Origin of the sequence: Pseudomonas atagonensis (assembly GCF_011369485.1) — a bacterium.
Lineage (GTDB): Bacteria > Pseudomonadota > Gammaproteobacteria > Pseudomonadales > Pseudomonadaceae > Aquipseudomonas > Aquipseudomonas atagonensis.
The window spans coordinates 48642-72010 of sequence record NZ_VXCA01000006.1 but is presented as its reverse complement, the minus strand read 5'-3'; the positions used below and the strand labels follow the sequence as shown (position 1 = coordinate 72010).

At 61.3% G+C, this 23369-nt stretch carries 23 protein-coding genes; 3 read left to right on the top strand and 20 right to left on the bottom strand.

Going from position 1 to position 23369, the window contains the following annotated elements:
* Nucleotides 1-34: 34 nt before the first annotated feature.
* Nucleotides 35-598, bottom strand: a complete 564-nt coding sequence (locus tag F2P67_RS04705; RefSeq protein WP_166217959.1) for a YbhB/YbcL family Raf kinase inhibitor-like protein — start codon at nt 596-598, stop codon at nt 35-37.
* 139 nt (nt 599-737) lie between these two features.
* Here F2P67_RS04705 and F2P67_RS04700 point away from each other — a divergent pair, with 139 nt between their 5' ends.
* Complete coding sequence (locus tag F2P67_RS04700; protein ID WP_166217956.1) at nt 738-2273, top strand: FAD-dependent oxidoreductase; 1536 nt, start codon at nt 738-740, stop codon at nt 2271-2273.
* On the opposite strand, the gene pgaD is transcribed toward F2P67_RS04700, so the two are convergent.
* From pgaD to F2P67_RS04625, 15 genes are all read right to left on the bottom strand, one after another.
* Nucleotides 2257-2790, bottom strand: coding sequence for a poly-beta-1,6-N-acetyl-D-glucosamine biosynthesis protein PgaD (gene pgaD, locus F2P67_RS04695; RefSeq protein WP_166217954.1), 534 nt, complete (start codon nt 2788-2790; stop codon nt 2257-2259). The genes F2P67_RS04700 and pgaD overlap by 17 nt on opposite strands.
* Nucleotides 2787-4142, bottom strand: a complete 1356-nt coding sequence (gene pgaC / locus F2P67_RS04690; protein WP_166217952.1) for a poly-beta-1,6-N-acetyl-D-glucosamine synthase — start codon at nt 4140-4142, stop codon at nt 2787-2789. Before pgaC ends, pgaD begins: the two co-directional genes overlap by 4 nt.
* Before the next feature lies 1 nt (nt 4143).
* Nucleotides 4144-6141, bottom strand: a complete 1998-nt coding sequence (pgaB, locus tag F2P67_RS04685; RefSeq protein WP_166217949.1) for a poly-beta-1,6-N-acetyl-D-glucosamine N-deacetylase PgaB — start codon at nt 6139-6141, stop codon at nt 4144-4146.
* Between the two features lie 12 nt (nt 6142-6153).
* A complete protein-coding gene (gene pgaA / locus F2P67_RS04680) occupies nt 6154-8634 on the bottom strand; it encodes a poly-beta-1,6 N-acetyl-D-glucosamine export porin PgaA (protein ID WP_166217947.1) in 2481 nt (826 codons plus the stop codon).
* Between the two features lie 258 nt (nt 8635-8892).
* A complete protein-coding gene (locus tag F2P67_RS04675) occupies nt 8893-10398 on the bottom strand; it encodes a YdgA family protein (RefSeq protein ID WP_166217945.1) in 1506 nt (501 codons plus the stop codon).
* A 293-nt stretch (nt 10399-10691) separates the two neighbouring features.
* Entirely contained in the window at nt 10692-11327 is a 636-nt protein-coding gene (locus tag F2P67_RS04670; protein ID WP_166217943.1) for an NADH:ubiquinone oxidoreductase subunit N, read from the bottom strand.
* A 93-nt stretch (nt 11328-11420) separates the two neighbouring features.
* A complete protein-coding gene (locus F2P67_RS04665; RefSeq protein WP_166217940.1) occupies nt 11421-12863 on the bottom strand; it encodes an efflux transporter outer membrane subunit in 1443 nt (480 codons plus the stop codon).
* Nucleotides 12860-13762, bottom strand: coding sequence for an efflux RND transporter periplasmic adaptor subunit (locus tag F2P67_RS04660; protein WP_166217938.1), 903 nt, complete (start codon nt 13760-13762; stop codon nt 12860-12862). The genes F2P67_RS04665 and F2P67_RS04660 overlap by 4 nt, the downstream gene beginning before the upstream one ends.
* Complete coding sequence (locus F2P67_RS04655) at nt 13759-13968, bottom strand: DUF1656 domain-containing protein (RefSeq protein ID WP_007917703.1); 210 nt, start codon at nt 13966-13968, stop codon at nt 13759-13761. The genes F2P67_RS04660 and F2P67_RS04655 overlap by 4 nt, the downstream gene beginning before the upstream one ends.
* A complete protein-coding gene (locus F2P67_RS04650; RefSeq protein ID WP_166217935.1) occupies nt 13965-16028 on the bottom strand; it encodes an FUSC family protein in 2064 nt (687 codons plus the stop codon). The genes F2P67_RS04655 and F2P67_RS04650 overlap by 4 nt, the downstream gene beginning before the upstream one ends.
* The gene (locus F2P67_RS04645) at nt 16025-16453 is read right to left on the bottom strand and encodes a MarR family winged helix-turn-helix transcriptional regulator (protein WP_166217933.1); all 429 of its coding nucleotides are present in this window, start codon (nt 16451-16453) and stop codon (nt 16025-16027) included. The genes F2P67_RS04650 and F2P67_RS04645 overlap by 4 nt, the downstream gene beginning before the upstream one ends.
* A 143-nt stretch (nt 16454-16596) precedes the next feature.
* Nucleotides 16597-16878, bottom strand: coding sequence for a type II toxin-antitoxin system RelE family toxin (locus F2P67_RS04640; RefSeq protein ID WP_166217931.1), 282 nt, complete (start codon nt 16876-16878; stop codon nt 16597-16599).
* Nucleotides 16868-17113, bottom strand: coding sequence for a type II toxin-antitoxin system Phd/YefM family antitoxin (locus tag F2P67_RS04635; RefSeq protein WP_095122322.1), 246 nt, complete (start codon nt 17111-17113; stop codon nt 16868-16870). Before F2P67_RS04635 ends, F2P67_RS04640 begins: the two co-directional genes overlap by 11 nt.
* Before the next feature lie 93 nt (nt 17114-17206).
* Nucleotides 17207-17452, bottom strand: coding sequence for a DUF2789 domain-containing protein (locus F2P67_RS04630; RefSeq protein ID WP_166217928.1), 246 nt, complete (start codon nt 17450-17452; stop codon nt 17207-17209).
* 127 nt (nt 17453-17579) lie between these two features.
* Nucleotides 17580-18041, bottom strand: coding sequence for an aminoacyl-tRNA deacylase (locus tag F2P67_RS04625; RefSeq protein ID WP_166217926.1), 462 nt, complete (start codon nt 18039-18041; stop codon nt 17580-17582).
* Between the two features lie 174 nt (nt 18042-18215).
* On the opposite strand from F2P67_RS04625, the gene F2P67_RS04620 reads away from it, so the two are divergent.
* Complete coding sequence (locus tag F2P67_RS04620) at nt 18216-18746, top strand: NfeD family protein (protein ID WP_166217923.1); 531 nt, start codon at nt 18216-18218, stop codon at nt 18744-18746.
* A gap of 2 nt (nt 18747-18748) precedes the next feature.
* A complete protein-coding gene (locus F2P67_RS04615) occupies nt 18749-19507 on the top strand; it encodes a slipin family protein (RefSeq protein WP_166217921.1) in 759 nt (252 codons plus the stop codon).
* Here F2P67_RS04615 and F2P67_RS04610 read toward each other — a convergent pair.
* From F2P67_RS04610 to F2P67_RS04595, 4 genes are read right to left on the bottom strand one after another with little or no spacing between them, the layout of a single operon-like run.
* On the bottom strand, nt 19473-20450 hold the full coding sequence (locus F2P67_RS04610) for a sulfotransferase family protein (protein ID WP_166217919.1): 978 nt from the start codon (nt 20448-20450) through the stop codon (nt 19473-19475). The genes F2P67_RS04615 and F2P67_RS04610 overlap by 35 nt on opposite strands.
* Nucleotides 20438-21223: an aspartyl/asparaginyl beta-hydroxylase domain-containing protein gene (locus tag F2P67_RS04605; protein ID WP_166217916.1), complete on the bottom strand. Its 786-nt coding sequence runs from the start codon at nt 21221-21223 to the stop codon at nt 20438-20440. The genes F2P67_RS04610 and F2P67_RS04605 overlap by 13 nt, the downstream gene beginning before the upstream one ends.
* Entirely contained in the window at nt 21220-21825 is a 606-nt protein-coding gene (cysC, locus tag F2P67_RS04600; protein WP_166217914.1) for an adenylyl-sulfate kinase, read from the bottom strand. Before cysC ends, F2P67_RS04605 begins: the two co-directional genes overlap by 4 nt.
* Nucleotides 21809-23326, bottom strand: coding sequence for a TolC family protein (locus F2P67_RS04595; RefSeq protein ID WP_166217911.1), 1518 nt, complete (start codon nt 23324-23326; stop codon nt 21809-21811). Before F2P67_RS04595 ends, cysC begins: the two co-directional genes overlap by 17 nt.
* Nucleotides 23327-23369: the final 43 nt, after the last annotated feature.

The window sequence follows — 23369 nt, the reverse complement described above, 5'->3', positions numbered from 1 at the left end:
ATTCAGTTCGGGTTAAGCGCCGCTAAAAAAATTTTCAGCGGTGATAACGCCGCACCACACTGCTGTTGCGCAGCACATGGCCTTTGATTTTTTCCATCAGCTCGGCGCGGGTCAGACCGGCAGGCAAGGCGTCCGGCGTCAGATCCAGCGCGTAAATCTGGATGATGTAGTGGTGCGCGCTGTCGCCCACCGGAGGGCACGGTCCCATGTAATGAGTGTTGCCCTTGCTGTTGGTGCCGCCGACGCCCTCGAGCGCAGATTTGGCGCCGACACCCGCCGCGATCTGGTGAGTCGTGGCTTTGATGCCGTAATGAATCCAGTGATCGACGCCCAGACCTTTCTGGCCGTCCGGGTCGTGCATGACGATCGCGTAGCTCAGGGTGCCGGCAGGCCCGGCGTTCCAGCTTAATGCCGGCGACTGGTTCTTGCCGCCGCAACCTGCCGCATCGCTGGCCGCCGCCGAGGTGAACAGGCGATTGTCCGAGACACCGGGGATATCGAGGGTGAAGCGCTCCTGGGCTGCCTGCGCCGGAAACTGCACGCAAAGGGCAACGGCAACGGCCGCCAGCCAAGGGTTAAGAGAGGTCAATCGGGTCATTCCGGGAGCACCTTGTGCAGTGGGGCCGTCGTCGGCCTGCAAACTATAGCCGTACCGTTCGTGCCGTGGCAGTAGCAAATGGCTGAACCTCGCACTGTCGCCCAAACTCGTAAGAGAAATGCCCGCGAGGAAGCCGAACATGTCCCTGCACCGTGTCGCCCGTTTCGCAGATGTTCCTGAAGACCGTGGCCTGGAAGTCAAAATAGGCGAGTGCAAGATTGTTTTGCTGCGCACGGCCGGGCAATTACGCGCCTTCCAGGGCGAATGCCCTCATGCCGGTGCGCCGCTGGCTGACGGCGCGTTGTGCCACGGACGCCTGATCTGCCCCTGGCACAAGGCGGCGTTCCGCATCGAGGACGGCGCGTTATGCGAACCGCCGGCCCTCGACAGCCTCAAGCGCTATCCACTGGAGCTGCGTGGCGACGAGGTCTGGGTAGACGATCAACCGTTGCCCCACCCACACACGCCGCCCGCCGATGACTCGCGCACGTTCGTAATCGTTGGCTCGGGCGCGGCGGGAACTGCGTGTGCGGCGGCTCTGCGTGAAAAGGGCTTCGGCGGCCGTATTGTGCTGATCGACCGTGAAACTGCCGGTTACGACCGCACGGTGTTGAGCAAATTCGTGCTCGCCGGTGAGATGCCGCCAGCGCAAACCCCTGCGTTGCGCGATGACGCCTTTTACCGCGAACAACACATCAATCGGGTCGCAGGCGAAGTCGTCGCGCTCGACGTCGAAAGCAAAACCCTGCATCTAAAAGACGGCCGGACGCTCAATTACAGCGCAGCCGTGCTGGCCACCGGTGCTACGCCCAATGCACTGGAACTGCCCGGTGCGAACCTGGCGCAAGTTTTCGTCCTGCGCTCCAAAGCCCAGGCCGAACAGATCATCAACGCTGCCAGGCCCGATCAACGCGCCGTGATCATCGGCGACAGCTTCATCGCCCTCGAATGCGCCTCTGCACTACGCCAGTTCGGCCTCGACGTGACCGTCATCGCGCGCCACGCGATTCCTTTCGTGGCTCAGTTCGGCGAAGCGGTGGGCAAGGCAATCCGCGCTCTGCACGAAGCCCATGGCGTGAAGTTCATTAACAATCATGAGGCCACAGAAATCATCGGTGACGGCAAGGTCGAGGCGGTGTTGCTGGACAATGGTTTGCGTCTTTCAGCCGATCTGGTGCTGGCAGGCATCGGCGTACACCCGGCCACCGAGGCGTTTACCTCATTACCCCGTGAGCAAGACCAGTCAATAAGTGTCGATGACGGCATGCGCGTGACCGAAGGTCTGTGGGCGATTGGCGACATCGCCACGTTCCCGCTGAACGGCCAGCCCCAGCGCATCGAACACTGGCGCCTGGCCCAGCAGCACGCACGGATCGCGGCGGCGAACATGCTTGGGGGCGAGGAACACTATCTCGATGTGCCGTACTTCTGGACCTGGCATTTCGGCAAGAATTACGACTACCTCGGCCACGCCGAGCATTGGGATGATTCGGAATTTCTCGGCGACCCCGAGCAACCGCCCTTCATCGGTCTGTTCGGCAGAAACGGCATTCTGGTCGCCGCCGTGGCCTGCGAAGAAGAGCGCGCGATGGCGCTGCTGGCCGAACGAATGAAACAGCCGCTGCCGATGGAAGAGGCGTGGCGGCTGATTCGCGAAGTCAGGTCGGCCGATTGACCGGCTCGCGGTTATCGTCATCCTCGGCGTGGAGAAAGATCACCCGTGGGTGCTCGATGGGCGCCAGCGGTGGCGGCAACTGTTCCTGCTGCACCGGCCAGAAATGCGTCACCACATGACTGATGTCGCCTTCCTGATCGTTGTGAATGGTCATCACCCCAGGTGTGCGCAGCTTTTGCAAACGGTCATCACACAGTTTGAAACTCTTGCTCAGCCCTTCGTCGTCGATCACCGGCGAAGGCAAACGCCGCTGGGCGAAGCTTCTGCTTTTGCGTTGTTGATAACGCGCCCAGGAAATCAGGATCACCGCGTTGACCAACGCCACCCACAGGTAAATCTGCAAGGTACCCAGCGCTTCGAACGCCGAGTTGTCGATGCGCGGCCCGCCGGCATGGGTTTCGATCAGCGGCCAGAGCCCGCGCACCAGCAGAAACAGCAGGCCAATCCACGCCAGCACCGTGAGAAACACATCGACCACAACCAGAAATGGCCGTTGGCGGGTCCGGATGATTTTCATTTGATGACCTCCTCTTCGTCGTCCCCGATCGGCTTGATGCCCCGGTCAGGGCTGACCCAACGCGCACGTTTCTGATGTTGGCCGAACAGCACTTTGGGGAAACTGACCAGCGTGGTCAGCAGGCTGATCAACCAGAACACCAACGGATACCAGACCACCCAGAACATGGTCCTGCCCAGCCCCGGTTCGTAGCGGCGATCAATGACAATGCTGACGGCAAACTGCACCAGACAGACGAAGGCCAGCAGCAGACCGGTAAACGCCGGCGGCATCAGGTGATCCACCGCAATCGCTTCCGGCATGACCACGAACTTGCCGACACCCCAGAAAATCACCGACAACAGGAAGGTGAAGGCCCAACCGGTCGACAGGCAGTATTCGAACAGCAGCGGCCACAGGTAACGGTGGCGGTACTGCCAGATCCCGCGAATGTTCTTGAACAGCACTTCGGCGCCGCCCTGCGCCCAGCGCAGCCGCTGCTTCCACAATCCGCCGAGGGTTTCCGGCATCAGAATCCAGCACAGCGCGCGCGGCTCGTAAAAGATGCTCCAGTGATCGAGTTGCAGCTTCCAGCTAATGTCGATGTCTTCAGTGATCATGTCCGGGCTCCAGTAGCCAACCCGGTTCAGCGCCGTACGACGGAACGCGACGATGACCCCGGAGACGGTGAAGATCCGTCCGAACACGCGTTGCGTACGTTTGATCAAGCCGATGATCGACGAGAACTCGCCGACCTGCACCCTCCCGACCAGCGTCGAACGCGTGCGAATCCGTGGGTTGCCGGTCACCGCACCCAATCGGGCGTTGTCGAGCATCGGTGCCACCAGATAGGCAGCGGTGTTCGGCGCCAGCAGCGCATCACCGTCGATGCACACCAGATACTCACTGCGCGCGGCGATGGCGCCCATGCGCAGCGCCACGGCCTTGCCCTGGTTTTCCGCCAGGTGCAGCACGCGCAGGCGCGGATCTTCCTTGGCCAGCCGGTCGAGCACTTCGGCGGTGTTGTCCTTGGAGCCGTCGTTGATCGCGATAACTTCGATGTTCGGGTAATGCTGGGCCAGCGCCGCGTGGATCGTGTCGGCGGCGTTTTCGCCTTCGTTGTAGCAAGGGATCAGGATCGAGATCAGCGGTTCGCCTTCCAGCGGCGGCGGCAACGTATCGTCCTTCCACGGCCAGTGGCGCTCCCAGTGCAGCCAGAAATACAGGCCACCGGCAATCCACAACCCGGACATGAACAGCGGGTAGAAGAACACGAAGTCCATCAGGAACTGCCCGGTCACCAGGAAGATCAGCCCCAGCGGAACGCCGAGGACAATCGCCAGAACAAGCAGGGCTAACAGTCTATCCAGCATGTTATGGATTCCATTTGTTGGAGAGCGCAGGCCTTACGGTTTTCAGGTCCGGCAGGTTGTCGAGGAAGTTGTCCGGGTAGTAGCCGAAGCTGGTCGCGCCCTGACGCTTGAGGCGACCCATCCAGTCCGCCAGATGCGCGCCATCGATGTCGGCCTGATCCTTTTTCGTCCAGTCCCGCGCCTGCAGTTCAAACACGGTGCGATCCAGCGCGCCGGGGCGTTTCCTGACCGTGGCCACCAACGCCTCCAGCCACGGGCCGGATTGCGCCTGGGTCTGTTTTTCCATCAGCGGCATCGCCATCGGCGCCGTCCAGTCGTAGGTCACGAGGAAGTCATCGAGGTTCTGTGCGAACCACGCTTCGCTTTCGGGATTGAGCATTGGCTCGGCGAAGATGTTGCGCGCTGTCAGCACCTGCGGGCCGCGAATCGCACGGACTTTGGCAGTCAGCTCGTTGGTGAAATCGATGAGGTATTTGCTCTTGAAACGCGTCCAGCGCTGCATCGCTGCGGGGTCATCTCGCAGCGCGGCAATCGATCCCGGTAAACCGTGGGCAGCGTAGGTTTTCAAGGCTTCGGGGCTGGCGTCTTCGAAGTCCGAGAGCACCGCGTCGTCGTGATAAAGAATGCCGTCGACTGACGTCAGGCGTGCCACGTCTTCGTAGATTTCACCGATGATCCGCCGTACTTCCGGATCGAAGGGCGACAGGCGTTTGTACTGGTCCGGATCGACCGACGTGGTGCCGGTCTTCGGGTCCCAGCGGGTAACGCGTGGCAGCTTCGAGTCGAGGCCGAAACTCAGCACCGGCATCCACGCAAAGACTTTCACGTGAGCGCGGGTACGCAACTGCCAGGCGACCCGGTCAAAGATGTCCGCACGCACCGGCAAGTGGCGGTTGGGGAAGTACAGCGAGTGCACCAGACCATCGCCTTTCGGATCGGCGAAGGCTTGCAGGAACACCGTGTTGGCGCCCATGTCCGCCATGCGCTGCACCAGTTTGCCAAGGTTGATGTCCTGCTGCGCCGGGTCCGGATCGTAGACGTTGTCCAGATCGACATGCACCACGCGCATGGCGAAATCGGACTGCACCGCAACCACGCTGTTGGCGAAGTGCTCGCCGTCAGGGTCGGAGGCGACGAGGAAGCGCGGGCTGCTCATCAGGTTGTCGAGGGCATCGAGACCGTCGTCGAGGGTCAGGGCCATTTCGTAGCCTTCCTCGCCGACAACGGTCAGCGAAGTACCGTCCGCCGTGCCGTACGGCCAGACCCAGACGCGTGGCTTTTTACCGGTGACCTTACGGATTTTTTCCGAAATATTGTTCACGTCGGTGCGAATCCGCGCCTGGAAATCGGCCTCGGATTCGTAGCGCTTGGTCACTGGATCGTAACGCCGGGTCGCGGCCGCAGGCTGCATGTTGCCCTGCGGGTTGGCGAGGATGCCTTTGTGGTTGGCGTCGGTGTGGGCGGCGATTTCCACCAGCCCGGATTGCGAAATCTCGCGTACCTGATCCCAGGTCAGAAAGTCGGAACGGGCACGCGGGGCGCCGGCGAAGTCCACCGGTTGATTCAGGGGCGTGTCGATCCAGGTACCGACCGGCGCCAGCAGCGCGTGCCAGTTATAGGCGCGCAACACCGGTAATACTCGGGTGTAGAAGCTTGCATAACCGTCGTCGAAGCTCAGCAGGATCGCTTTCGCGGGCAGCTCCGGGCCACCCTTGCGCGCGGCCATGATCTGGTCGACCGTGACCGGTTTGTAGCCGTTTTCACGCAGCCAGGCCAGTTGCTCGATCATGCGCTCGGTGCGCACCGCCACCACCGCCTGATCGGGATCGCGGTCTTCGACGTCGTGGTAGGCGATGCCCAGCACGTGATTTTTCGGCCATGGTTTCTCACTGGCCGCCACCGGGCGCTCGGACGGCGGTGCGAAGGCCGGAGCTTGCTGGGCGCAGGCGCTGACCAGCAGCACTCCCAGCAGAAGGATGAAACGCGAAATCAAAGGCATCTTCAAACTCTTCTAGAAGCGGAAAGTGAGGTCGACGAGCAGACGCAGATCGGTCTCCCGATCACCGTCGTAGGGCCGGTTGATCACACTGAACAGACCGCCCACTTCGAACACGTCGTTCCAGGCGTAACGCTGGCCGTAACCGAGCAACGCCATGCCGCCCGTGCCGTGATCACGCTGGCTGTAGGTACCGGCACCCGCCTGGAATTGCTGGCTCCAGGAAGTTTCGTAACGGTGGTAGAGCACGTGATTGACGTTGACCAGCGGCATGACGCTGAAGTCGGATTTGGGGTTGAAGTACGGCACGTCATCGGACTTGGAGTTATGGCTGGTGCCGACTTCCAGACCGGCATCGACCTGCACGTTCGGCGCGCTGTAAACGCCCTCGCGACCGGTGAGCAAAGCTTCGACGCGATTGTTGCCGTCGCTGAAATGCGATGGGCTGACCGACAGCCGCCACTCGCGGCTTTCGTTGGCGCGCCAGCGAATGAAACCGCTGCCGCCGTTGGCCTTGATGTCACTGTTGAGCGCGCGCAACGGGGTTTCCGCCGACAGGTATTCGAGGCTGCCGCCGTATTGCCAGTTGTCATTGATGTCGCGGGCAATCGCCAGACGCGCACCCTGCTTGTCGCCGTACCCGTAGGAGTGGTTGGAGACTTCGGCTTCGAGGGTCATGTCGCGGGTGCGCCGCTCCAGGCCAACACGCTGGAAGCGATGGTTGCCGGTGCCTTCGGCAAAGTCGCCCGTGGCGTAACCGGCACCGGCAAAGACGCGCCAGTCTTCATCAATCGGCGGGCTGTAAAGCGTGGTCTGAATACCGTAATCACGGCTGCCGCTAACCGCTCCGGCGCCGCTGCTGCCGCCACCGTTGGCCTTGCCGCCGTAGGCTTCGACGCGCAGTTCGGACATGTCGTGAACTTCACGCTCGCGGGCCGCGCGTTGAACCTGGCGATTGTCAGGAAAGCGCGCGACGACGTCGTCGGTCAGCGCATCCATCTGCCGCCATTCCTGCAGCGTCATCGCGGTACGCGCCTGAGCGACCTCCAGGCCCATGTCGCGCGGCGTCATGCTCTCGGTTTCCTTGAGCTGGTTTTCTGCGCGGCGCGGCCATTGACGGGCCAGGTACAGATCGGCCTGAGCGAGCCGCAAGCCGATGTTGCCCGGAGCCTGATCGACCAACGTCTGCAAGCGTTCTTCGCCGTGTGGCAGGTCGGAGCTGTAAGTGCCGGCCTGCGCTGCGAGTTGCTGGGCGTCCATCCACTCATCGTTGGGGTTGCCGATGGGCAGGCCCTTGAGTTCGATGCGCGGGCGCTGGGATTTGGCCAGATCTTCGGCGACTTTGCGTGCCTCGTCGGCCCGGTCGCTTTCCAGCAGCGCGTAGTACAACGCCGTGGTGTCTTCGAGACGGTCGCCGACATCAGCGTCCGGGGCGGACAGTACCTGGCGATAGAGATCGGAAGCGATTTCCGGCTCACGCTGATCGAGGTAGGACGCCGCGACCCAACGCAGTGCGTAGGTCGGAATTTTCACACCTTCGGCTTGCAGCTTCTGGTATTCGCTGATGACGTCGGCGGTACGTGCGCGCGCCTTGAGTGCGCCCATGCGGTCGATGCGCCAACGCGTCACGTCGTCCCTGGCGCTGGCATCCGGAGTCCAGGTGGCGAGCAGTTTGTCGTAATCGGCCAGCGCACGGTCGGCGATGACGTAGCGTTCTTTTTCGCTGCGGGTGGCCAGTTCGGCGAGGCGCACGCGTTCGGCGGCCAGATCGCCTTCGAGACGGCGCAGGGTGACCGGATCAATCAGGCCGGGACGTTGATTGGCCAAGCGTATCGCCGGTTCCGGCAGACGCGCCTTTTGCAGGGCGACCACGTATTCGCGGGCAACTTCCGGTTTGCTGCCGGCACGTTTGAACGCCTGATCGTATTCGAACAGCGCATCGTATTGCTTGCCGGCGCGGGTCAGCGCGTAGCCCAGCGCAAGTCGGCGCGAAGGATCATCGGGTTTGGCCGCGACCAAGGCCTTGGCGCGGGTCACGGCCTCGTCCGGTTTGCCGGCGTCGGCCTGGGTCAGCGCGAGGCCGAGTTGCAGGTCGGCGTTGTCCGGTTCCAGAGCCAGAGCCTTGTTGTAGACCTGAGTGGCCTGATCCCAACGCTTGAGGTTGCGATAAGCGCGGGCGGTGGCAGTCAGTGCCTGTACCGGCAACACGCGGTCGCGGCCCTGGGTTTCATAGACCTGCACCACTTCGGCATCGAGTCCGGCCCAACTGGCGATTTGCAGGTGATCGCTGATCTGCCCGGTGGTCGACTGGCCCGGCGGCACCTGCCGCAGCACATTCAACGCAGGCGTGGTTTGCCCGGCACGGGCATCTCGCACCATCTGATCGTAGGGTGTGTCGGCAAACGCCAGTGCCGGCCAAAGCAATTGGCTGCACAGCGCGAAGCGAAACAAAGGGCGTAAACCACGATGCAATACAGGGACATCAATACGCGGCATTCGTCAGCATCCTTACATGGCCAGCCGGGTCGCAATGCCCTCCTTGCCCATTCGTAACGGAGACTGAGCCAACAAGGCTCAGCCAAGCTTAGTCAGGCAGTCTTGCATGCAAGCGTAGACCAATATTCAGAACACAATAATTGTTCAGATTCGTAACAAAGCCTGGGCTGAAACACCGCAAAAACCCATGCGCCAGACAGCAAAACGCCCGACGTCTGCGCAATGCAGAGGCCGGGCGTTGTTATTTAGAACGCAGTATTACTGCACTTGCGTGACGCCGGCGAATTTGCTCATCAGGAAGCCGACGAACTGCTCGACGGTCATTTTCTGGCCGTTGAATTCCACCTGATTGGCGGCGTAATGCAGCTTGGTCACCACGTTGGTGCCGTCCACTACGGCTAACTGCGAACCGACCGCCATGCCCGCGAACATGTCGGCAGCCTCTTTGGACTGATCGACGATGGCTTTGGCATCGGTCTGGCCATCGAGTTGCGCCTGCACACTGAGCAGGTCGACCAGCATTGGCTTGGACACCTGGATATTCAGGTCGAGCAGCGCGACCAGTTGTTTGCCCAGTTGGTCCGGCGGCAAGTCCATCGACTGCGGTTTGGTCAGATCAATGACCAGGCTGGCGCGGCTTTCGCCGTTGGCGGTATTGAACGACAGGTTCTCCAGCGCTACTTGCGGGCCGGCCGCCAGCAGTTTCTGCAGATCGGCTTTGACTTGCGCATTCTCAGCGTCAGTCAGGTTCAGTTCCGGCGCCGGCAAGCCTGCTTCGGCCGCTTCTGCGGCGGCTTTTTCGTAGGGCTGCAACTTGGTCTGGTAAATTTGCATCAGCGACATCGTCGACGGAATGTCGAGATTTTTCAGGCTCATGGCCATGTTCGCCGAGCCGATCTTCTTGTCGTTGAGTGTCACTTCGCCAACCTTGTAGTCAGCACGACCGGAAGCATTGCTGCCGCTCTCTTCGGTGAGGTTCTTCATTTCGAAGTTCTTCACGCCAAGTACCGACTGCTTGGTGCCGAAGGTGGTTTTGCTGTTGGTCAGCTCCAGGGTGTTTTCGCCGGTGTAGTAGCCGTAACTGCTTTTGGCGAGGTTGCTGGCCAGGGTCAGACCGTTGAGCTCGACCTGAACCGGTGCCTGATCTTCAGCGACGGTGACCAGTTTCAGACTGTCCATGTAGCCGTCAGCCTTGACCTTCTGTGCCTGAGCGCTGGCGGAAATATTCATGGTCAGGCCGGAGAATTTCAGGCTCGACTGGTCATCCAGTGCGGTTTCCAGCGGCAGCAGATCGACGGTGCTGGTGGTGGATTCGTCATAGCCGATATTGGTCACGCCTTTGAGCGGTGCTGCGCCTTTGGTGGCGGCGAACCATTTTTCGGTGGCCGGACTCTTTTCCAGCTCGTAATTGCTGGTGGCCATGACCGGCAGCCATTTCAGCGAAACCAGACGCGAGAACGGCAGCGGACCGTGCTCGATGTGGTCGACGAACAGCAGCTCGACCGGCTTGTCGCCGAACATTTCGCCTTCGCCCTTGAGGCGATAGTGCGCGGTGCTGGTGAAGGTGTGACGCTCCAGCGACACCAGTTCCAGCGACGCAGTGCCGTTGGAGCCGGCCATCGCGGTCTGCAGCTCTTTGTTGGCGTTGGTGACGGCGTTGTTCAGTACGCCTTCGATCTTGGTCCCGGTGTACCAGGCCCCGCCTGCGCTGATCGCGCCGATGGCAACTACAATTCCGAGAAGCACGCCTGCTGATTTATTCATGAATGACCTGATCGATTTCCGTGGCTGTGAGTGGGGTCGTCTTCCCTGAACCCGTGACCGGGTCGCGGCTCGACTCCGCTGAATTCAGCGGTGGAGATTAGCACTGGCCGCGCGGGGCGGCCCAATGATTAAAGGTGAAAGAGTGTCTATGGGGAGTGTGGACAGTCGACTGGCTGGAAGAGTTTCGCAATTTTCGCCGTCGCCTTCGCGAGCAAGCCCGCTGCTACAGGAGGAATGCGCTCAACCTGTGGGAGCGGGCTTGCTCGCGAAGGGGCCAGAGAGAACGACGCCGCTCAGGAATACTGAAGCTCGATCTCATCCAGTTGATGATCAAAGCTTTTCAGCCGCGCGGTCCACGTGTAGACCAGCACTTCAAAATCCCGATCAATCACCGCCCCGCCCGGCCCGTCGGCGCGCGGGTCGCAGAAATCCAGCTGATAACGCTCGCGGGCCATGGCCGTGGCGACGTCCGAGAGTTCGCGGGCATTGTTCAGCCAGTGCCAGCCCTCGTCGGCGATCTGCTTGTCGAGTTCCAGACACTGCTTCTTCAGCGCTTCAAGGCTTTTTTCCAGCGGCGTGCCGGTGAGTTCGCCCATGACTTCGGCGAAGGTGCGCCCGGGCTGCCAGTAACTGCCCCAGAAATACCGGTCGAACACGGTTTCGACCCGACGCAGGGCGACTTTGGTGTCCCAGATCAGCACCAGGGTTTTACCCTGTTCAAGTTGTCGTTTCTTGACCCGCTGCACCTGAACCGAGGCCCAGGCTACGACGACGATGGCCATCACCGCGATCAGCGCCGTCGCACTGTCGAGGAACACCATCGCCTTGTCGATCTGGTGGGCCAGCATGATGCCGTAGAAATAGGTGGCCGAGAGCAGCACCAGCGCTGCGAGGGCGCACCAGAAGCCGAGAGCGTAAGGGTTTTTCATTATTGGTTTCCCCTAGACCAGCGCTAGCAATGTGCGCTGAAAGAGTGCGTTGCTCGAGGCACCCTTCCAACACTTCAAAGCATAGCTACGGCGTCAGGGTTTGCTCGCGCTTGAAGCTTGCGTTCGTCCGCTTTCCCAACCGCCGCCGAGGGCAAGGAACAAATCGATCTGGCTCATCGCAACTTGCGTATTGGCGGCGGCCAGTTGCGCGGTGACGTCGGTGTAGGTTCGCGTCGCTTGCAGGTCGGCGAGGAACGACTCGCGGCCGGCCTGGAAGAAGCGGTGAGTCTGGTCTGCGGCGAGTTTCGCCGACTGTTCGGCTTCGGCCAGCGCATCGCGACGTTGCAGTAACGCCGAGTATTGGGCCAGGCCGGTCTGGGTTTCGCGAATGGCGTTGAGCACTACGCCATCGAAATGCGCCAGTGCACCCTGTGTCGCCGCTTCTGCTTCGCGAATGCGCGCACGAGCGCCATTGGTCGGGACTTTCCAGCTCAGCGACGGGCCGAAGCCCCAGCGATTGGTCGACGGATCACCGAGGTCGTCGATGATGCCGACGGTGCCGATAGTCGCGCCGATGCTGATGTCCGGGTACAGCTCGCCGGTGGCGACGCCGATGCCGGCGGTCGAAGCCGCCAGACGTCGTTCAGCCTGACGAATATCCGGGCGGCGCTTGAGCAGCGCGGCGCCATCGCCAACCGGCACCAATTGGGCGATTTTCGGCAGTTCGGCGCAGGTTGCAGTGCCGGCAGGCAACTGATCGACCGGTTTGGCCAGCAACATCGACAGGCGGAACAAACCGGCCTGACGCGCCGCTTCGTAGCGCGGCAAGTCGGCGCGCAGGGATTTGAATTGGGTTTGCGAACGGGTGACCTGGGTTTCATCGCCCCGTCCGGCGTCACGCAAACGCTGGATCAGCGTAGTGCCTTGCGATTGCAGATCGAGGGAGTGCTGAGCAATTTCCCGTTCTTCGTTGGCCGCGCAGACTTGCGTATAGGCACGAACCACGTCCGCCACCAGCGTGATGCGTGCGGTGTCGGCGGCAGCCTGAGTCGCGTCGGCATTGGCCTTCGCGCCTTCGATCCCGCGCTGCAGCGTGCCCCACAGGTCAAACTGATACGAAGCGCTGATGCCAATATCGCCGACGTTGGCAACCGGCACTTTTTCCGGCAGCAAAAATGCCTGACCGGATTCCTGCAAGCGCTGTGCGCCCATTTTCACGCCAGCGCTCCAGCCACCGGCTGCCTCGGCCTCATCGACCTGAGCACGGGCGCGTTGCAAGTTAGCCGCCGCAACGCGCAGATCGGTGTTGGAGGCCATGGCCTGCTGCACCAGTTGATCCAGACGCGGGTCCTTGTACAACCGCCACCAGTCGGCCGGCACGGGCGCCGACACCACCGGTTTGCCGTCCACCGCCAACTCGCCCTGAAAGTCTTTGCGCTGGACCGCAGCGTCTTCGGGCACGTGATAATCCGGCCCGACCATCTGACAGGCCGAGAGCATCACGCCCAACCCGGCGATCATCAGCGCCCTGTTCATTGCCCGGGCTCCTGCTTGCGCTTGTCGACTGGCTGATCGTCGATGATCGACACCGTGGCCGTACGCCCGGCGATCATGCGGAAGTCTTCCGGCACGTCATCAAAGGCGATCCGCACCGGAATCCGCTGCGCCAGCCGCACCCAGCTGAACGCCGGGTTGACGTTCGGCAGCAGGTTGCTGCCGCTGGTGCGGTCGCGGTCTTCGATACCGGCAACGATGCTTTCGACATGCCCGCGCAGCTTGGCTTTGTCGCCGATCACGCGGATATCCACCGATTGGCCGACATGAATACCGTCGAGTTTGGTTTCTTCGAAATAACCGTCGATGTGAAACGAGTTACTGTCGACCACCGACAACACCGGACGTCCGGCGGTGACGAATTCCTGCGGGCGCGGCGCACGGTCGTTGACGTAACCGTCGACCGGACTGCGGATCACCGAGCGGTCGAGGTTGAGCTGGGCGCTGTCCACGGTCACCAACGCTTCGGCCAGTGCCGATTGCGCGCGGGCGACTTTCGATTGGCTTTCTTCCAGTTGCTCGGCCGGCACGAGGTTGCCGAGGCCACGGTTACGCTTGGCTTCACGCTGCGCTTGGGCGAGGGTTTCTTCGCGGTCGGCGACGGCTGCCTTGGCCTGACGCAGGGCCAGTTTGAAGCGGTCCTGGTCGATACTGAACAACACCTGACCACGCTTGATCAACTGGTTGTCTTTCACTTCCACCTGCTGGATCAAACCGGACACGTCCGGGGCGATCTGGATGATGTCGGCGCGAATGTGGCCGTCACGGGTCCACGGCGCGAACATGTAATACATCACCATGCGCCAGACGAGGACAACGGCAAAAGTCACGATCAGCAGGGTCAGTACCACGCGACCGAGGGTCAAAAACGGTTTTTTCATGTCATCAGGTATCGACTGAGTGAGTCCACGCCGTACAGCAGTACCGCGTAGAGGGCCACGTTGAACAATGCCCGGTGCCAGACCAGACGGTAAAAGTGCACGCGCGTCAGCACGGCATGCACCAACAAAAACAGCACATAAGTGATGCCCATCAACACCAGCAGGGTCGGCAGGAAAATGCCGCTGATGTCCAGATCACCGATCATAGGGGCGCTCCATCGGGCAGCGGTTCTTCGGGCTCGGCGCTGGAAACGAATTCAACGCCGGGCAGCAACGCCAGACGCAAACCGCTCAAGGCGTGCAACAGGTTTAGACGGGTTTCATCGTCGCCGTGGCCATTGAGTGCGCGACGGGTGCGATCCATGGTCATCAGCAATGCGGCCGGCGCCGGCAAGCGTTCGCCGGCCTTGAGGCAGGCGCGGAAATACTCGCCGACTTCACTGACCACTTGCTGCAACAAAACGTTCGGCGCGCCGGTCACTCGCGGGGTGTAGGCGAGCAAGTCGAGCAGATTCAGCCCGACACGCACTTCACGCATGGCGATGCCGGTGTCCTGCCCCGTCATCGCCAGCCGTGGCAGGTGCTGCATCAAACGGTCGAGCAACTGCACGCCCAGTTGCCGGTGTTCGGCCAAGTTGGCCGGCTCGGTCATGTGCACGATGTCCTTCCAACTGAAACGGGTCAGACGTTTGGCCGCCAGTTCGACGCCGAACGGACGGGCGATCAAAGTCCAGATAAACGCGAACAACAAACCCATCGGACCGGCAAGGTTGGAGTTCACAAAAGCAAAGAAGTCCGCGTCGTAAGCGCCCTGAATGCTGATGAACGACGAGGTGTTGACCAGCGTCAGCAGCATGCCGAGGTAGAAACGCGGCTGCACCGTCAGAGTGCCGACACAAATGAACGGAATCGAAAACGCCAGCACCAGCATCGGAAAGTCATGCAGGTTCGGCAGGATCAAAAACAGATAAAGGCTGGCGAACAGCACCGACATCCCGGTCCAGAAAAAGAACCGGTAGATCTGCGGCGCCGGGTCGTCCATCGAGGCGAAGAAACTGCACGCCACCGCTGCCAGAATCACCGCGCTGCCGCCGTCAGGCCAGCCCAGCAAAATCCACAGCGTCGAGGCGACGATGATGGCCAAAATCGTCGAGACCACCGAATACAGCATCAGGCCACGGTCGATAAACGGCGTCAGACGCCCGAGTCGCCAGTGCCGGTATACCGCGCGCCAACTGTCCTGGCGTTCGCAGAGAATCGCATCCTGCAGGCTGCGGCAGTCCTGCCACAGATCGATGAATTCGCCGAGGCGATAAATCGAGTTGGAGAACAGCAACTGCTTGCGATCTTCCAGCGCTTCGGCGCTTGGTTGCAGGGCCTCGAGCTGATCTTTCAAGGCTTGCCAGCGGTCGAGATCGGCATCCTTGTGCCCGAGCCATTCGCGGGTCGCGGCCAGCAGCGGCGCGAATTTCTCCACCAACTCTGGCGTACGCCGTTCGAGCGCGTAGAGCGAGTCTTCCAGCGCATCGATCACCGGCAGCAGATGGATCATGCGCCCGCGCAGTTCTTTGGTGTTGCGCACGGTTTGCGGCCGCGAGCCTTCGTGGGGCAACTGGCCGATCATCAATTCGAGGCTGTTGAAGCTGGCGACCATGGCCATGCGCAGCGCCGTGACTTCTTCGGGCTGCACGTCGCGGCTGAGGAATTTCAGGCTGTAGGTTGTCGCGTCGGCGAACCACTTGCTCACGGCATCGTTGAACACGGGCGCCAGACGACGCGGCCAGAACATCGCACCCACCACAGCGGCGACGGCGATGCCGAGGAAGATCTCTTCGGTACGCGCTTCCGCGACGTCCCACACCGCCAGCGGGTTATCCACCACCGGCAGGGCAATCAGCGGCAAGGTGTAGCCGGCGAGCATCAGCGCGTAGCTGTTGGCTGTCCGCAAATGCAATGACAGGAACAACAGAATCCCCGTCCACAGCGCGATGACCACCACCAAAACATAAGGGCTCTGCACGAACATCGGCACGAAAAAAACCGCCGCCGCCGCACCGAGAAAGGTGCCGATGGCGCGGTACAAGGCTTTGGAGCTGGTCGGCCCGAGGAACGGGCTGGAGACGATGTACACCGTGGCCATCGCCCAATACGGACGCGGCATTTGCATGAGCAGGGCGATGTACAGCGCGATCATCGACGCCGCAAAGGTTCGGACCCCGTAGAACCAGTCCCGGGCCGGCGGAATACCGGAGAAAAAACCGTTCAAGAATTGACCACCACTGGCGGACTCGCCGCCTCAAAAGCGCGCAGTACCCGAAGCGTAGCCTCCAGATCACTTTGATCGATGCCTTCGAGCACTTCGTGACGCAGGCGCACCAGTTCGACTTCGACCGCTTGCACCAGCTCACGACCGCTGTCGGTCAGGCTCAGGCACTTGGCGCGGCGATCCTGCGCGTCTTCGGTACGGCAGACGTAGCCCGAATGGCACAGCTGATCGAGCAGGCGCACCAGCGACGGCGACTCCATCCCCGCCGCCTGCGCCACCTGCACTTGGCGCACACCCTCGCCCAGCCGCCCGATCATCAACAACGGCACGGCGCAGGCTTCGGAAATTCCATAGTTGACCAGCGTGGTCTGGCAGATCTTCCGCCAATGCCTGGCGGCCACCACCATGGCACTGCTGATGTTCATCTGGAGAGCGTCGAGGGAATCGGGCACGGGACAATGCACACTGTTAGTTTGCTAACTATCAATATCGCATTGGAGGGGAAATTCAGTCAAGTTTTGAAACAATTGAACTGATTCGGGGGAAAGGAATTTCGCTCAGTGGCTACTCAACGCTTTTTCGCATTCTCGTAAACACCACTGCGCTCACGTTTGCCCACTGCAACCACAGAGACAACAACCCGTTCATCAATCACCTGATAAACCAGGCGATAACCGGAAGCCTTAAGCTTGATTTTGTAACAGTCAGGCATTCCATGCAGCGCATCGGCAGAGACCCGTGGCAGCTTCAACCTCTCACCAAGCTTCTTTTTGAATTGTTCTCGAAGCGTATGACCCAACTTATTCCACTCTTTATGAGCAGACGGCAGAAATTCGAGCTTATAGGTCATCCAGGCTTACCGAAATTGGCGTCTCATGGCTGCGGGCGCGAACGATTTCAGCAAGCTCTAGATCATCAAGCCTCTCCATCATTGCTTCGTAAACATCGGCAGGCACCATGTAACCCATGACGCGGTTGTGATTGAGAACGGCCACAGCACCGCCATGAGCGCCGCTTAGAACGGCGGATGGGTTTTTCTTTAGTTCGGAAACACTGACAGCCATATCGGCCAAAACACTCTGCATAATAAAAGACCTCAATTTAGGTCTTGATTTTGGTCTATTTTTCGATCACCTACAACTGGCAACTCCAGCTAAATGACAGCGGGTAGAAGTTGATTAGCCTGAACGCCCTTTCCGCATCAACAAATTCAACTGATCCACCACCTCCGCCCAATCGGCATCATCGAGAATCTCGTCCCGTAAAAACTGCGATTGGCTCTTCGTCCAGAAAAACGCGTCCGCCAAATGCAGTTCAGGTTTCAACGGGGAATGGGTGGCAATGAACTGATCAATGCTGACCGGGTCGTTGTCCAGGCCGAGTTGTTTGAACAGGGAGGGAAGGCTGTGAGTGGGTTGTTCCATTGCTGATCTCCTTCAAGAAATCTGTGTGTGAAAGATCATTCGCGAGCAAGCCCGCTCCCACAGGGGAATGCGTTCAACCTGTGGGAGCGGGCTTGCTCGCGAAAGCGTCAGTGGCTGCGTCGCGATTTTAGTGACTCAACTCTCGCACCTCGGCATGCGGCACCATTTTCAGAAACTCCGGCATGCCCATGTGCAGCAGGTTGTGATGGTTGCCGGCCTCCAGATAGATGTCTTGCTGGCGGGTCAGCAGCGGGTCGATGACCATGTCCAGCCCGTAGGAATCACCCAGCGGCGGCACCGCGCCGCGTTCGCAGTCGTCGAAGATGTGCGCCAGGTTGCTTTCGCGAGTGATCTGCCATTCGCCACTGCTGCGCACTTTGCTCAAGTCCAGGTGACGGCTGGCAGGCAACACCGCCATCAGGTAGTGCCCGTGGTGATCGTCGAGGATCACCGATTTTGCCACCCGCTCGGCCGGAACCCCGGACACGCGGGCGGTTTCCAGACTGCTGGACGAGTGCGGATGGGCAACGATGTCGTAGTCGCAATGCGCCCGGGTCAGGCTGCTTTGCACTTTTCTAGCCATGCGCATGATGCACCTCGGTGTTGCGCTGAACGTTGGTTCCTGTGTCTTTGAGTCTAGTTCGGCAGGCCGCGTGCGAAAGGAAATCCGCTCACCGGACACCTGCGCACATTGATCAAAATTCATCCAGCGCAACCCTCAACTAGACTGAAAGAACCAGCCATGACGCTCGCGGAGGGTCACGTGAACAGCCGATGTTGTGCGTCTGCCTTGCTACTGCTGCTGAGCGGATCCGCCCTCGCCGCAGACACGCCGTTGCCGGCGATGAGCCCGCTCGGTCTGTGGCTGATCACTTTGGGCATCACGTTTCTGATTGCCGAGGCCGCGCTGCCCAATTACGGGGTGATCGGCCTCGGCGGGATTGTCATGTTCGTGATTGGCGCGCTGATTTTGAGTAACGCCGAATTGCCGGTGCCAATGATGATTGGCCTCGGTCTGATCAGCGCCCTGCTGCTGGTCGCGCTGTTGATTCGAGCGCTGAAGACTCGCCCGCGCCACGCGGTCAGTGGCGACGCCGGACTGCTCGGCAGCGTGACCGCGATCACCACGGTACAACCGGGCGATGCGCGCAACGGTTGGGTGCAATTGCAGGGAGAACGCTGGCAGGTGCTCAGCGCCACACCGCTGCACAGCGGACAAACCGTGCGCGTGGTGGGTCGCAAGGGATTGTTGTTGCAAGTGGCCGCGGCTGACGCGGCGCCACTCGGAGAGTGATCATGGGTCTGCAAATCGGTTTTGTTGCGCTGCTCTTATTGGTGATCGCCCTCGCTGGCTCAACGTTCCGCATCCTGCGCGAATACGAACGCGGCGTGGTGTTCCAGCTCGGACGGTTCTGGCAGGTCAAAGGCCCGGGGCTGATCCTGCTGATTCCAGTGGTGCAGCAAATGGTCCGGGTCGACCTGCGCACCATCGTCCTCGACGTACCACCGCAGGACGTGATCACCCGCGACAACGTCTCGGTCAAGGTCAACGCGGTGCTGTATTTCCGTGTGCTCGATCCGCAGAAAGCGATCATCCAGGTCGAAGACTTTTTGTCGGCCACGAGCCAACTGGCCCAGACCACGCTGCGCGCGGTGCTCGGCAAACATGAACTGGACGAGCTGCTGGCCGAGCGCGAGCAGTTGAACATCGACATCCAGCAAGTGCTCGACGCGCAGACCGATGCCTGGGGTATCAAGGTTGCCAACGTCGAGATCAAGCATGTCGACCTCAACGAGTCGATGGTCCGAGCCATCGCCCGACAGGCCGAAGCCGAGCGCGAACGACGGGCCAAAGTGATTCACGCCGAAGGCGAATTGCAGGCCTCGGAAAAACTCATGCAAGCGGCGGAAATGTTGGGCCGCCAGCCTGGTGCCATGCAGCTTCGTTACATGCAGACCTTGAGTTCGATTGCCGGCGACAAGAGTTCGACGATTGTCTTTCCGCTGCCGATCGAATTGCTCAAGGGCATGGCTGATCTGTCGGCGAAGCCCTGAGCGCAGCACGCCATTTTTCCAGGGCCTCGTAGGGAGCCTGCGCGAAGTGTTGCACTCGTTCCCGTAACAGCGCCGAGGCTTCGCGGCGCTTGTCCTCGGCATCGGGCACGAAGTCCTGAGCAGGTTGCTTGGCATGTTGCGAGGTTGCCGCCAATGCTCGCTGGCATTGCTCGTCGCTCAAATGGAAAAACCGTGACAACCGCCCCGCCATCGCTTCAGGCAACTCAGAGTAATTCACTGGCAGCCCAACCGAGTCACGGCAATGCACTAAAGCGGCCTCAAGCAACCGCCCCAGGCGCCGGGCAATGAAATCCTCACGCCCGGCAAACGGCAAACCATCATCCAGCACACACTCGCCGAGCATTCCCGGCACCATGTGCATGCCCGGACGGCGCAGGTGAGAAACGGCGATTTCCAGCGGATCGCGATAGACAAACAGCCATGGCGTATCAGGGAAGCACTCGCGCAACAGCGGCCATTCACCGACGTTCCAGGCGTCGAGCTTGATCACCAGATGTTGTTCGTGACCACCGCGTCGTTGCCCGTAAGCCGAGAGCAAACCGCCAATCGCAGCGCGGCGCTCTGCCGCCGCAAGGTCACTGCGTAGCAAAGTGTCCAGCGGCGGCGGTTCCGACACCACGATGTGATCGTCGAGGCGCGCCAGCATCTGGCTGATCAGCGTCGAACCACAGCGCGAGGCGTGCAGAATAAACGCGCTCGGCGCCAGGCCGGGGCTTTGGGCCTGCCACTCGGCCAGCGTTGCCAGTGGCGTCTGTCGGGCAAAAGCCTGATTGAACGGCAGGCGCAGCGCCGCGTCGACGGCATCGCGAAAAAACGGCTGATGCAACGGTGTCGCGCCAAACCAGCACCAATCGACCCGCCATTGCCCGGCAGTCTTGGCAATACGGATGGGCAACCAGCCGTCGAGATTCAGGCGCTCCATTGCGCGTTCCATTGCCGGCGCCCGACGCGCATCGCCGCGCGCAGTTCTTCCTCGGAAAACAGCAATCCGCGTTCGGCGGCCAGTGCCAGGGTTCGGCGGATGAAAACCTCAGGATCGAGCAACGCCTGCAAGGTCGCGGCCAGCGCCACATCGCTTGCCACCAGCCGCTGAAAGCGTTGCAACGGGGTGTCCGCCGACTCAGCTGCGGGGGTGCTCGGTAATCCTTCGGCAATCAGTTGCAGCAGGCCGGGGCCGGGACGGCAGTCGAGCACCAGATGAATGCGTGGCGACGTGTCGCGATTGTCGACCCGATGTGGCCGCGCCAGATCGAGAAACCAGCATTCTCCTGCCGTCATGGGCACACGCTGGTCGTCGAGCCAGAAGTCCACGGCAGGCGGGCTGAGCAACGGAATGTGCAGGCGCAGGTCGGCGTCCGCGCCGTCGAGATCGTAGTCGCGATGTTCGTGAATCCGCGCGCCGGCGCCCAGGCGCAGCAGGCGCGCGCTGACGATATCCAGCGCGAGATCGCGCAGCCCTTGTTGCCAGCGCGCGTCACGTAACCACGGGGCGCGGTGCATCGGTGCAGCGCTTCCGGGTGACAGCTCGGTCAGCGCATCAGCCGCCGAAATCAGCGCCACGCCACTCCAGTCCCCGGCGAAATACCCGGTGTTGAAGTGGCTGCGCCACGCCGCCTCGTCAATCGCGGCCAGCGCCTGCAACAACAGCGGCAGATCCAGCATCACCGGCAGGCGTGAGAACGCTGGGCGGTTCATGCCTTGGGCAATACCGCAGACTCGCCGAGCCAGGTCAACAACCGGTCAAGGCAAGCCTCGACCGACAGTGCGCCGGTGTCGAGAACCAGCGCCGCTTCGGCTGGCGGCTCGTAAGGCGCCGAAACACCGGTGAACCCCGGCAGATCGCCGCGCCGCGCCCGTGCGTAATGCCCCTTAGGATCGCGTTGCTCGCAGACGGCCAGCGCGGCGTTGCACCAGACTTCGCGATAGTCCTCACCCAGGCGTGCAGCAAAGACTTCGCGCAGCTCTGCCAGCGGCGCGATCATCGCCAGAATCACGATCTGGCCGTTTTCCACCAGCAACGCCGCCAGTTCGCTGGCACGGCGAATGTTTTCCCGCCGGTCACTGTCGGTGAAACCGAGGTCACGGTTGAGGCCGACACGCAAACCATCGCCGTCGAGTACCACGCTCTGCACACCACGCCCAAATAGTTGCGCATGCAATGCCTGGGCGAGCGTCGATTTGCCCGCCGCCGGCAAACCGGTCAGCAGGATCGCCGCGCCGCGATGGCCGTTACGGGCTTCGCGTTGCGTGCGAACGATGCTGGCGCTCGGCGCCAGCACGTCACTGGGCCGGAGCATGGGCCACCACAGGCACCGAAATGTCGCCCGACGCCCAGGCCGACTCGCGACTGGCCAGTGCGGTAGCGATCGATTGCACTTCGGTGGATTGCACCTGATCCGGCAACGGATCGAGGCCGGCACTGGCGAAGATCTGCCCGTAAGCATTGCGCAGATCGGCGTACGACAGATCGCGACGCAGATCCGCCTGCAGGTTGTTCAGCTCCCCTTGAATCAACTCAAGTTCGCCGATCCCGGCAGCCTGATGGCGGTTACGCAACTGACCGACGATTTGCCCGTCGATGTCGGACAGTTGCTGGTTGGTCTTGAACTGACGCAGAGCTTCTTGATAGTTGGCGTTGGCCACATAGAGCTGCGCCAGCACGGCAATCGACATCGCCTGACGCCGTGCGGTGGCGACTTCTTCACCGGCCTTGGCGACGTTGATCGCGGCCGGCGCGGAGATCACGTTGAACAGGTTCCAGGTGACTTTGACGCCGTAATCCGCCCAGCCCTGTTCAACGAGAAACGAGTTGCTGTCGTAATGCCCGCCAGCCGAAAACTCCAGGCCCGGCAGCAAACGCAACATGGCTTTGCGGGTTTCGGCGGCGCTGATGCGCGTCTGGTAGTCCTGCTCGCGCAGCTCCGGACGGCTGGTCAGAGCCTCCTGTTCGAGTTTCGCCAGATCGACCTTGAGTTCGGGGATCTGGTAACCGTCATCGGTGGCCAGTGTCAGGTGGGTGCCCAGCGGCAGGTTGATCAGGGTCGCCAGTTCGGTTTTCGCCAGCGACAAGGCACGGCGCTGTTCTTCCAGTTGCCGCGTCGCTTCGATCAGCGAACGCTGATAACCCAGCGATTGCACCGGATCGCCAATGCGTTGATCGCTCAGGGTCTGGCTGTTGTCTCGCGCGGTTTGCACCCGCGCCATCAGGCTGTCGATCTGCTTGAGCAGACGTTCGGCGGCCATCGCTCGCCAATAGGCCGAGCGCACGTCCTGAACGATGGTGTTGATCACCTTGCGTCGACGTTCCTGCACGATCAGACGCTGGTCGCCCTGCTGCTTGGCACTGATGTAGCTGACCCCGAAATCGAGGACGTTCCAGACCATGGTCAGGTCGGCGACATCACGGTCGCGATCCTGCGAGGTCGACGGTTCCAGCGACTGGGTGCCGGTACGTACGCTCTGGCTGCTGGAGGCGTTGACGTTGTTACGCCCGACGTACCCGGCGTCCAGTGCCATACGCGGCAGCATGTCGAAACTGGCGAGGTCGAGCTGCCGCTTGGCCAGCGCTTCCTCCATGATTTTCAAGCGGCCTTCGAGGTTGTATTTCACCGCGCGGGCCATCGCCTGATGCAGGGTCAACGGGCCGCGCAGCGGTTCCTGATCCTTGTACATGCTTTGCAGATCGGTTCTGGCCCGTTGCTCGCTGACGCTGCGCTCAATCGGCTCACTGGTCACGGCACACCCGCTGATCGCCAGCGCCAGCAGGCTGGCGCCGAACAACTTCTGACTTTTCTTCATCCCTGGATCGCCCCTAGGTCCCGCACAGTGTTGAGTAGTTGTT

What these genes read in the sequence shown, in the direction of transcription:
- F2P67_RS04615 (WP_166217921.1), top strand. Translation starts at nt 18,749, where the DNA reads ATGGGTCTGCAAATCGGTTTTGTTGCGCTGCTCTTATTGGTGATCGCC.
- F2P67_RS04595 (WP_166217911.1), bottom strand. Translation starts at nt 23,326, where the DNA reads ATGAAGAAAAGTCAGAAGTTGTTCGGCGCCAGCCTGCTGGCGCTGGCG.
- F2P67_RS04670 (WP_166217943.1), bottom strand. Translation starts at nt 11,327, where the DNA reads ATGAAAAACCCTTACGCTCTCGGCTTCTGGTGCGCCCTCGCAGCGCTG.
- F2P67_RS04645 (WP_166217933.1), bottom strand. Translation starts at nt 16,453, where the DNA reads ATGAACATCAGCAGTGCCATGGTGGTGGCCGCCAGGCATTGGCGGAAG.
- pgaC (WP_166217952.1), bottom strand. Translation starts at nt 4,142, where the DNA reads ATGCTGGATAGACTGTTAGCCCTGCTTGTTCTGGCGATTGTCCTCGGC.
- F2P67_RS04625 (WP_166217926.1), bottom strand. Translation starts at nt 18,041, where the DNA reads ATGCGCATGGCTAGAAAAGTGCAAAGCAGCCTGACCCGGGCGCATTGC.
- pgaD (WP_166217954.1), bottom strand. Translation starts at nt 2,790, where the DNA reads ATGAAAATCATCCGGACCCGCCAACGGCCATTTCTGGTTGTGGTCGAT.
- pgaB (WP_166217949.1), bottom strand. Translation starts at nt 6,141, where the DNA reads ATGCCTTTGATTTCGCGTTTCATCCTTCTGCTGGGAGTGCTGCTGGTC.
- F2P67_RS04660 (WP_166217938.1), bottom strand. Translation starts at nt 13,762, where the DNA reads ATGAAAAAACCGTTTTTGACCCTCGGTCGCGTGGTACTGACCCTGCTG.
- F2P67_RS04610 (WP_166217919.1), bottom strand. Translation starts at nt 20,450, where the DNA reads ATGGAGCGCCTGAATCTCGACGGCTGGTTGCCCATCCGTATTGCCAAG.
- F2P67_RS04675 (WP_166217945.1), bottom strand. Translation starts at nt 10,398, where the DNA reads ATGAATAAATCAGCAGGCGTGCTTCTCGGAATTGTAGTTGCCATCGGC.
- F2P67_RS04630 (WP_166217928.1), bottom strand. Translation starts at nt 17,452, where the DNA reads ATGGAACAACCCACTCACAGCCTTCCCTCCCTGTTCAAACAACTCGGC.
- F2P67_RS04640 (WP_166217931.1), bottom strand. Translation starts at nt 16,878, where the DNA reads ATGACCTATAAGCTCGAATTTCTGCCGTCTGCTCATAAAGAGTGGAAT.
- cysC (WP_166217914.1), bottom strand. Translation starts at nt 21,825, where the DNA reads ATGCTCCGGCCCAGTGACGTGCTGGCGCCGAGCGCCAGCATCGTTCGC.
- F2P67_RS04635 (WP_095122322.1), bottom strand. Translation starts at nt 17,113, where the DNA reads ATGCAGAGTGTTTTGGCCGATATGGCTGTCAGTGTTTCCGAACTAAAG.
- F2P67_RS04605 (WP_166217916.1), bottom strand. Translation starts at nt 21,223, where the DNA reads ATGAACCGCCCAGCGTTCTCACGCCTGCCGGTGATGCTGGATCTGCCG.
- pgaA (WP_166217947.1), bottom strand. Translation starts at nt 8,634, where the DNA reads ATGCCGCGTATTGATGTCCCTGTATTGCATCGTGGTTTACGCCCTTTG.
- F2P67_RS04655 (WP_007917703.1), bottom strand. Translation starts at nt 13,968, where the DNA reads ATGATCGGTGATCTGGACATCAGCGGCATTTTCCTGCCGACCCTGCTG.
- F2P67_RS04700 (WP_166217956.1), top strand. Translation starts at nt 738, where the DNA reads ATGTCCCTGCACCGTGTCGCCCGTTTCGCAGATGTTCCTGAAGACCGT.
- F2P67_RS04705 (WP_166217959.1), bottom strand. Translation starts at nt 598, where the DNA reads ATGACCCGATTGACCTCTCTTAACCCTTGGCTGGCGGCCGTTGCCGTT.
- F2P67_RS04665 (WP_166217940.1), bottom strand. Translation starts at nt 12,863, where the DNA reads ATGAACAGGGCGCTGATGATCGCCGGGTTGGGCGTGATGCTCTCGGCC.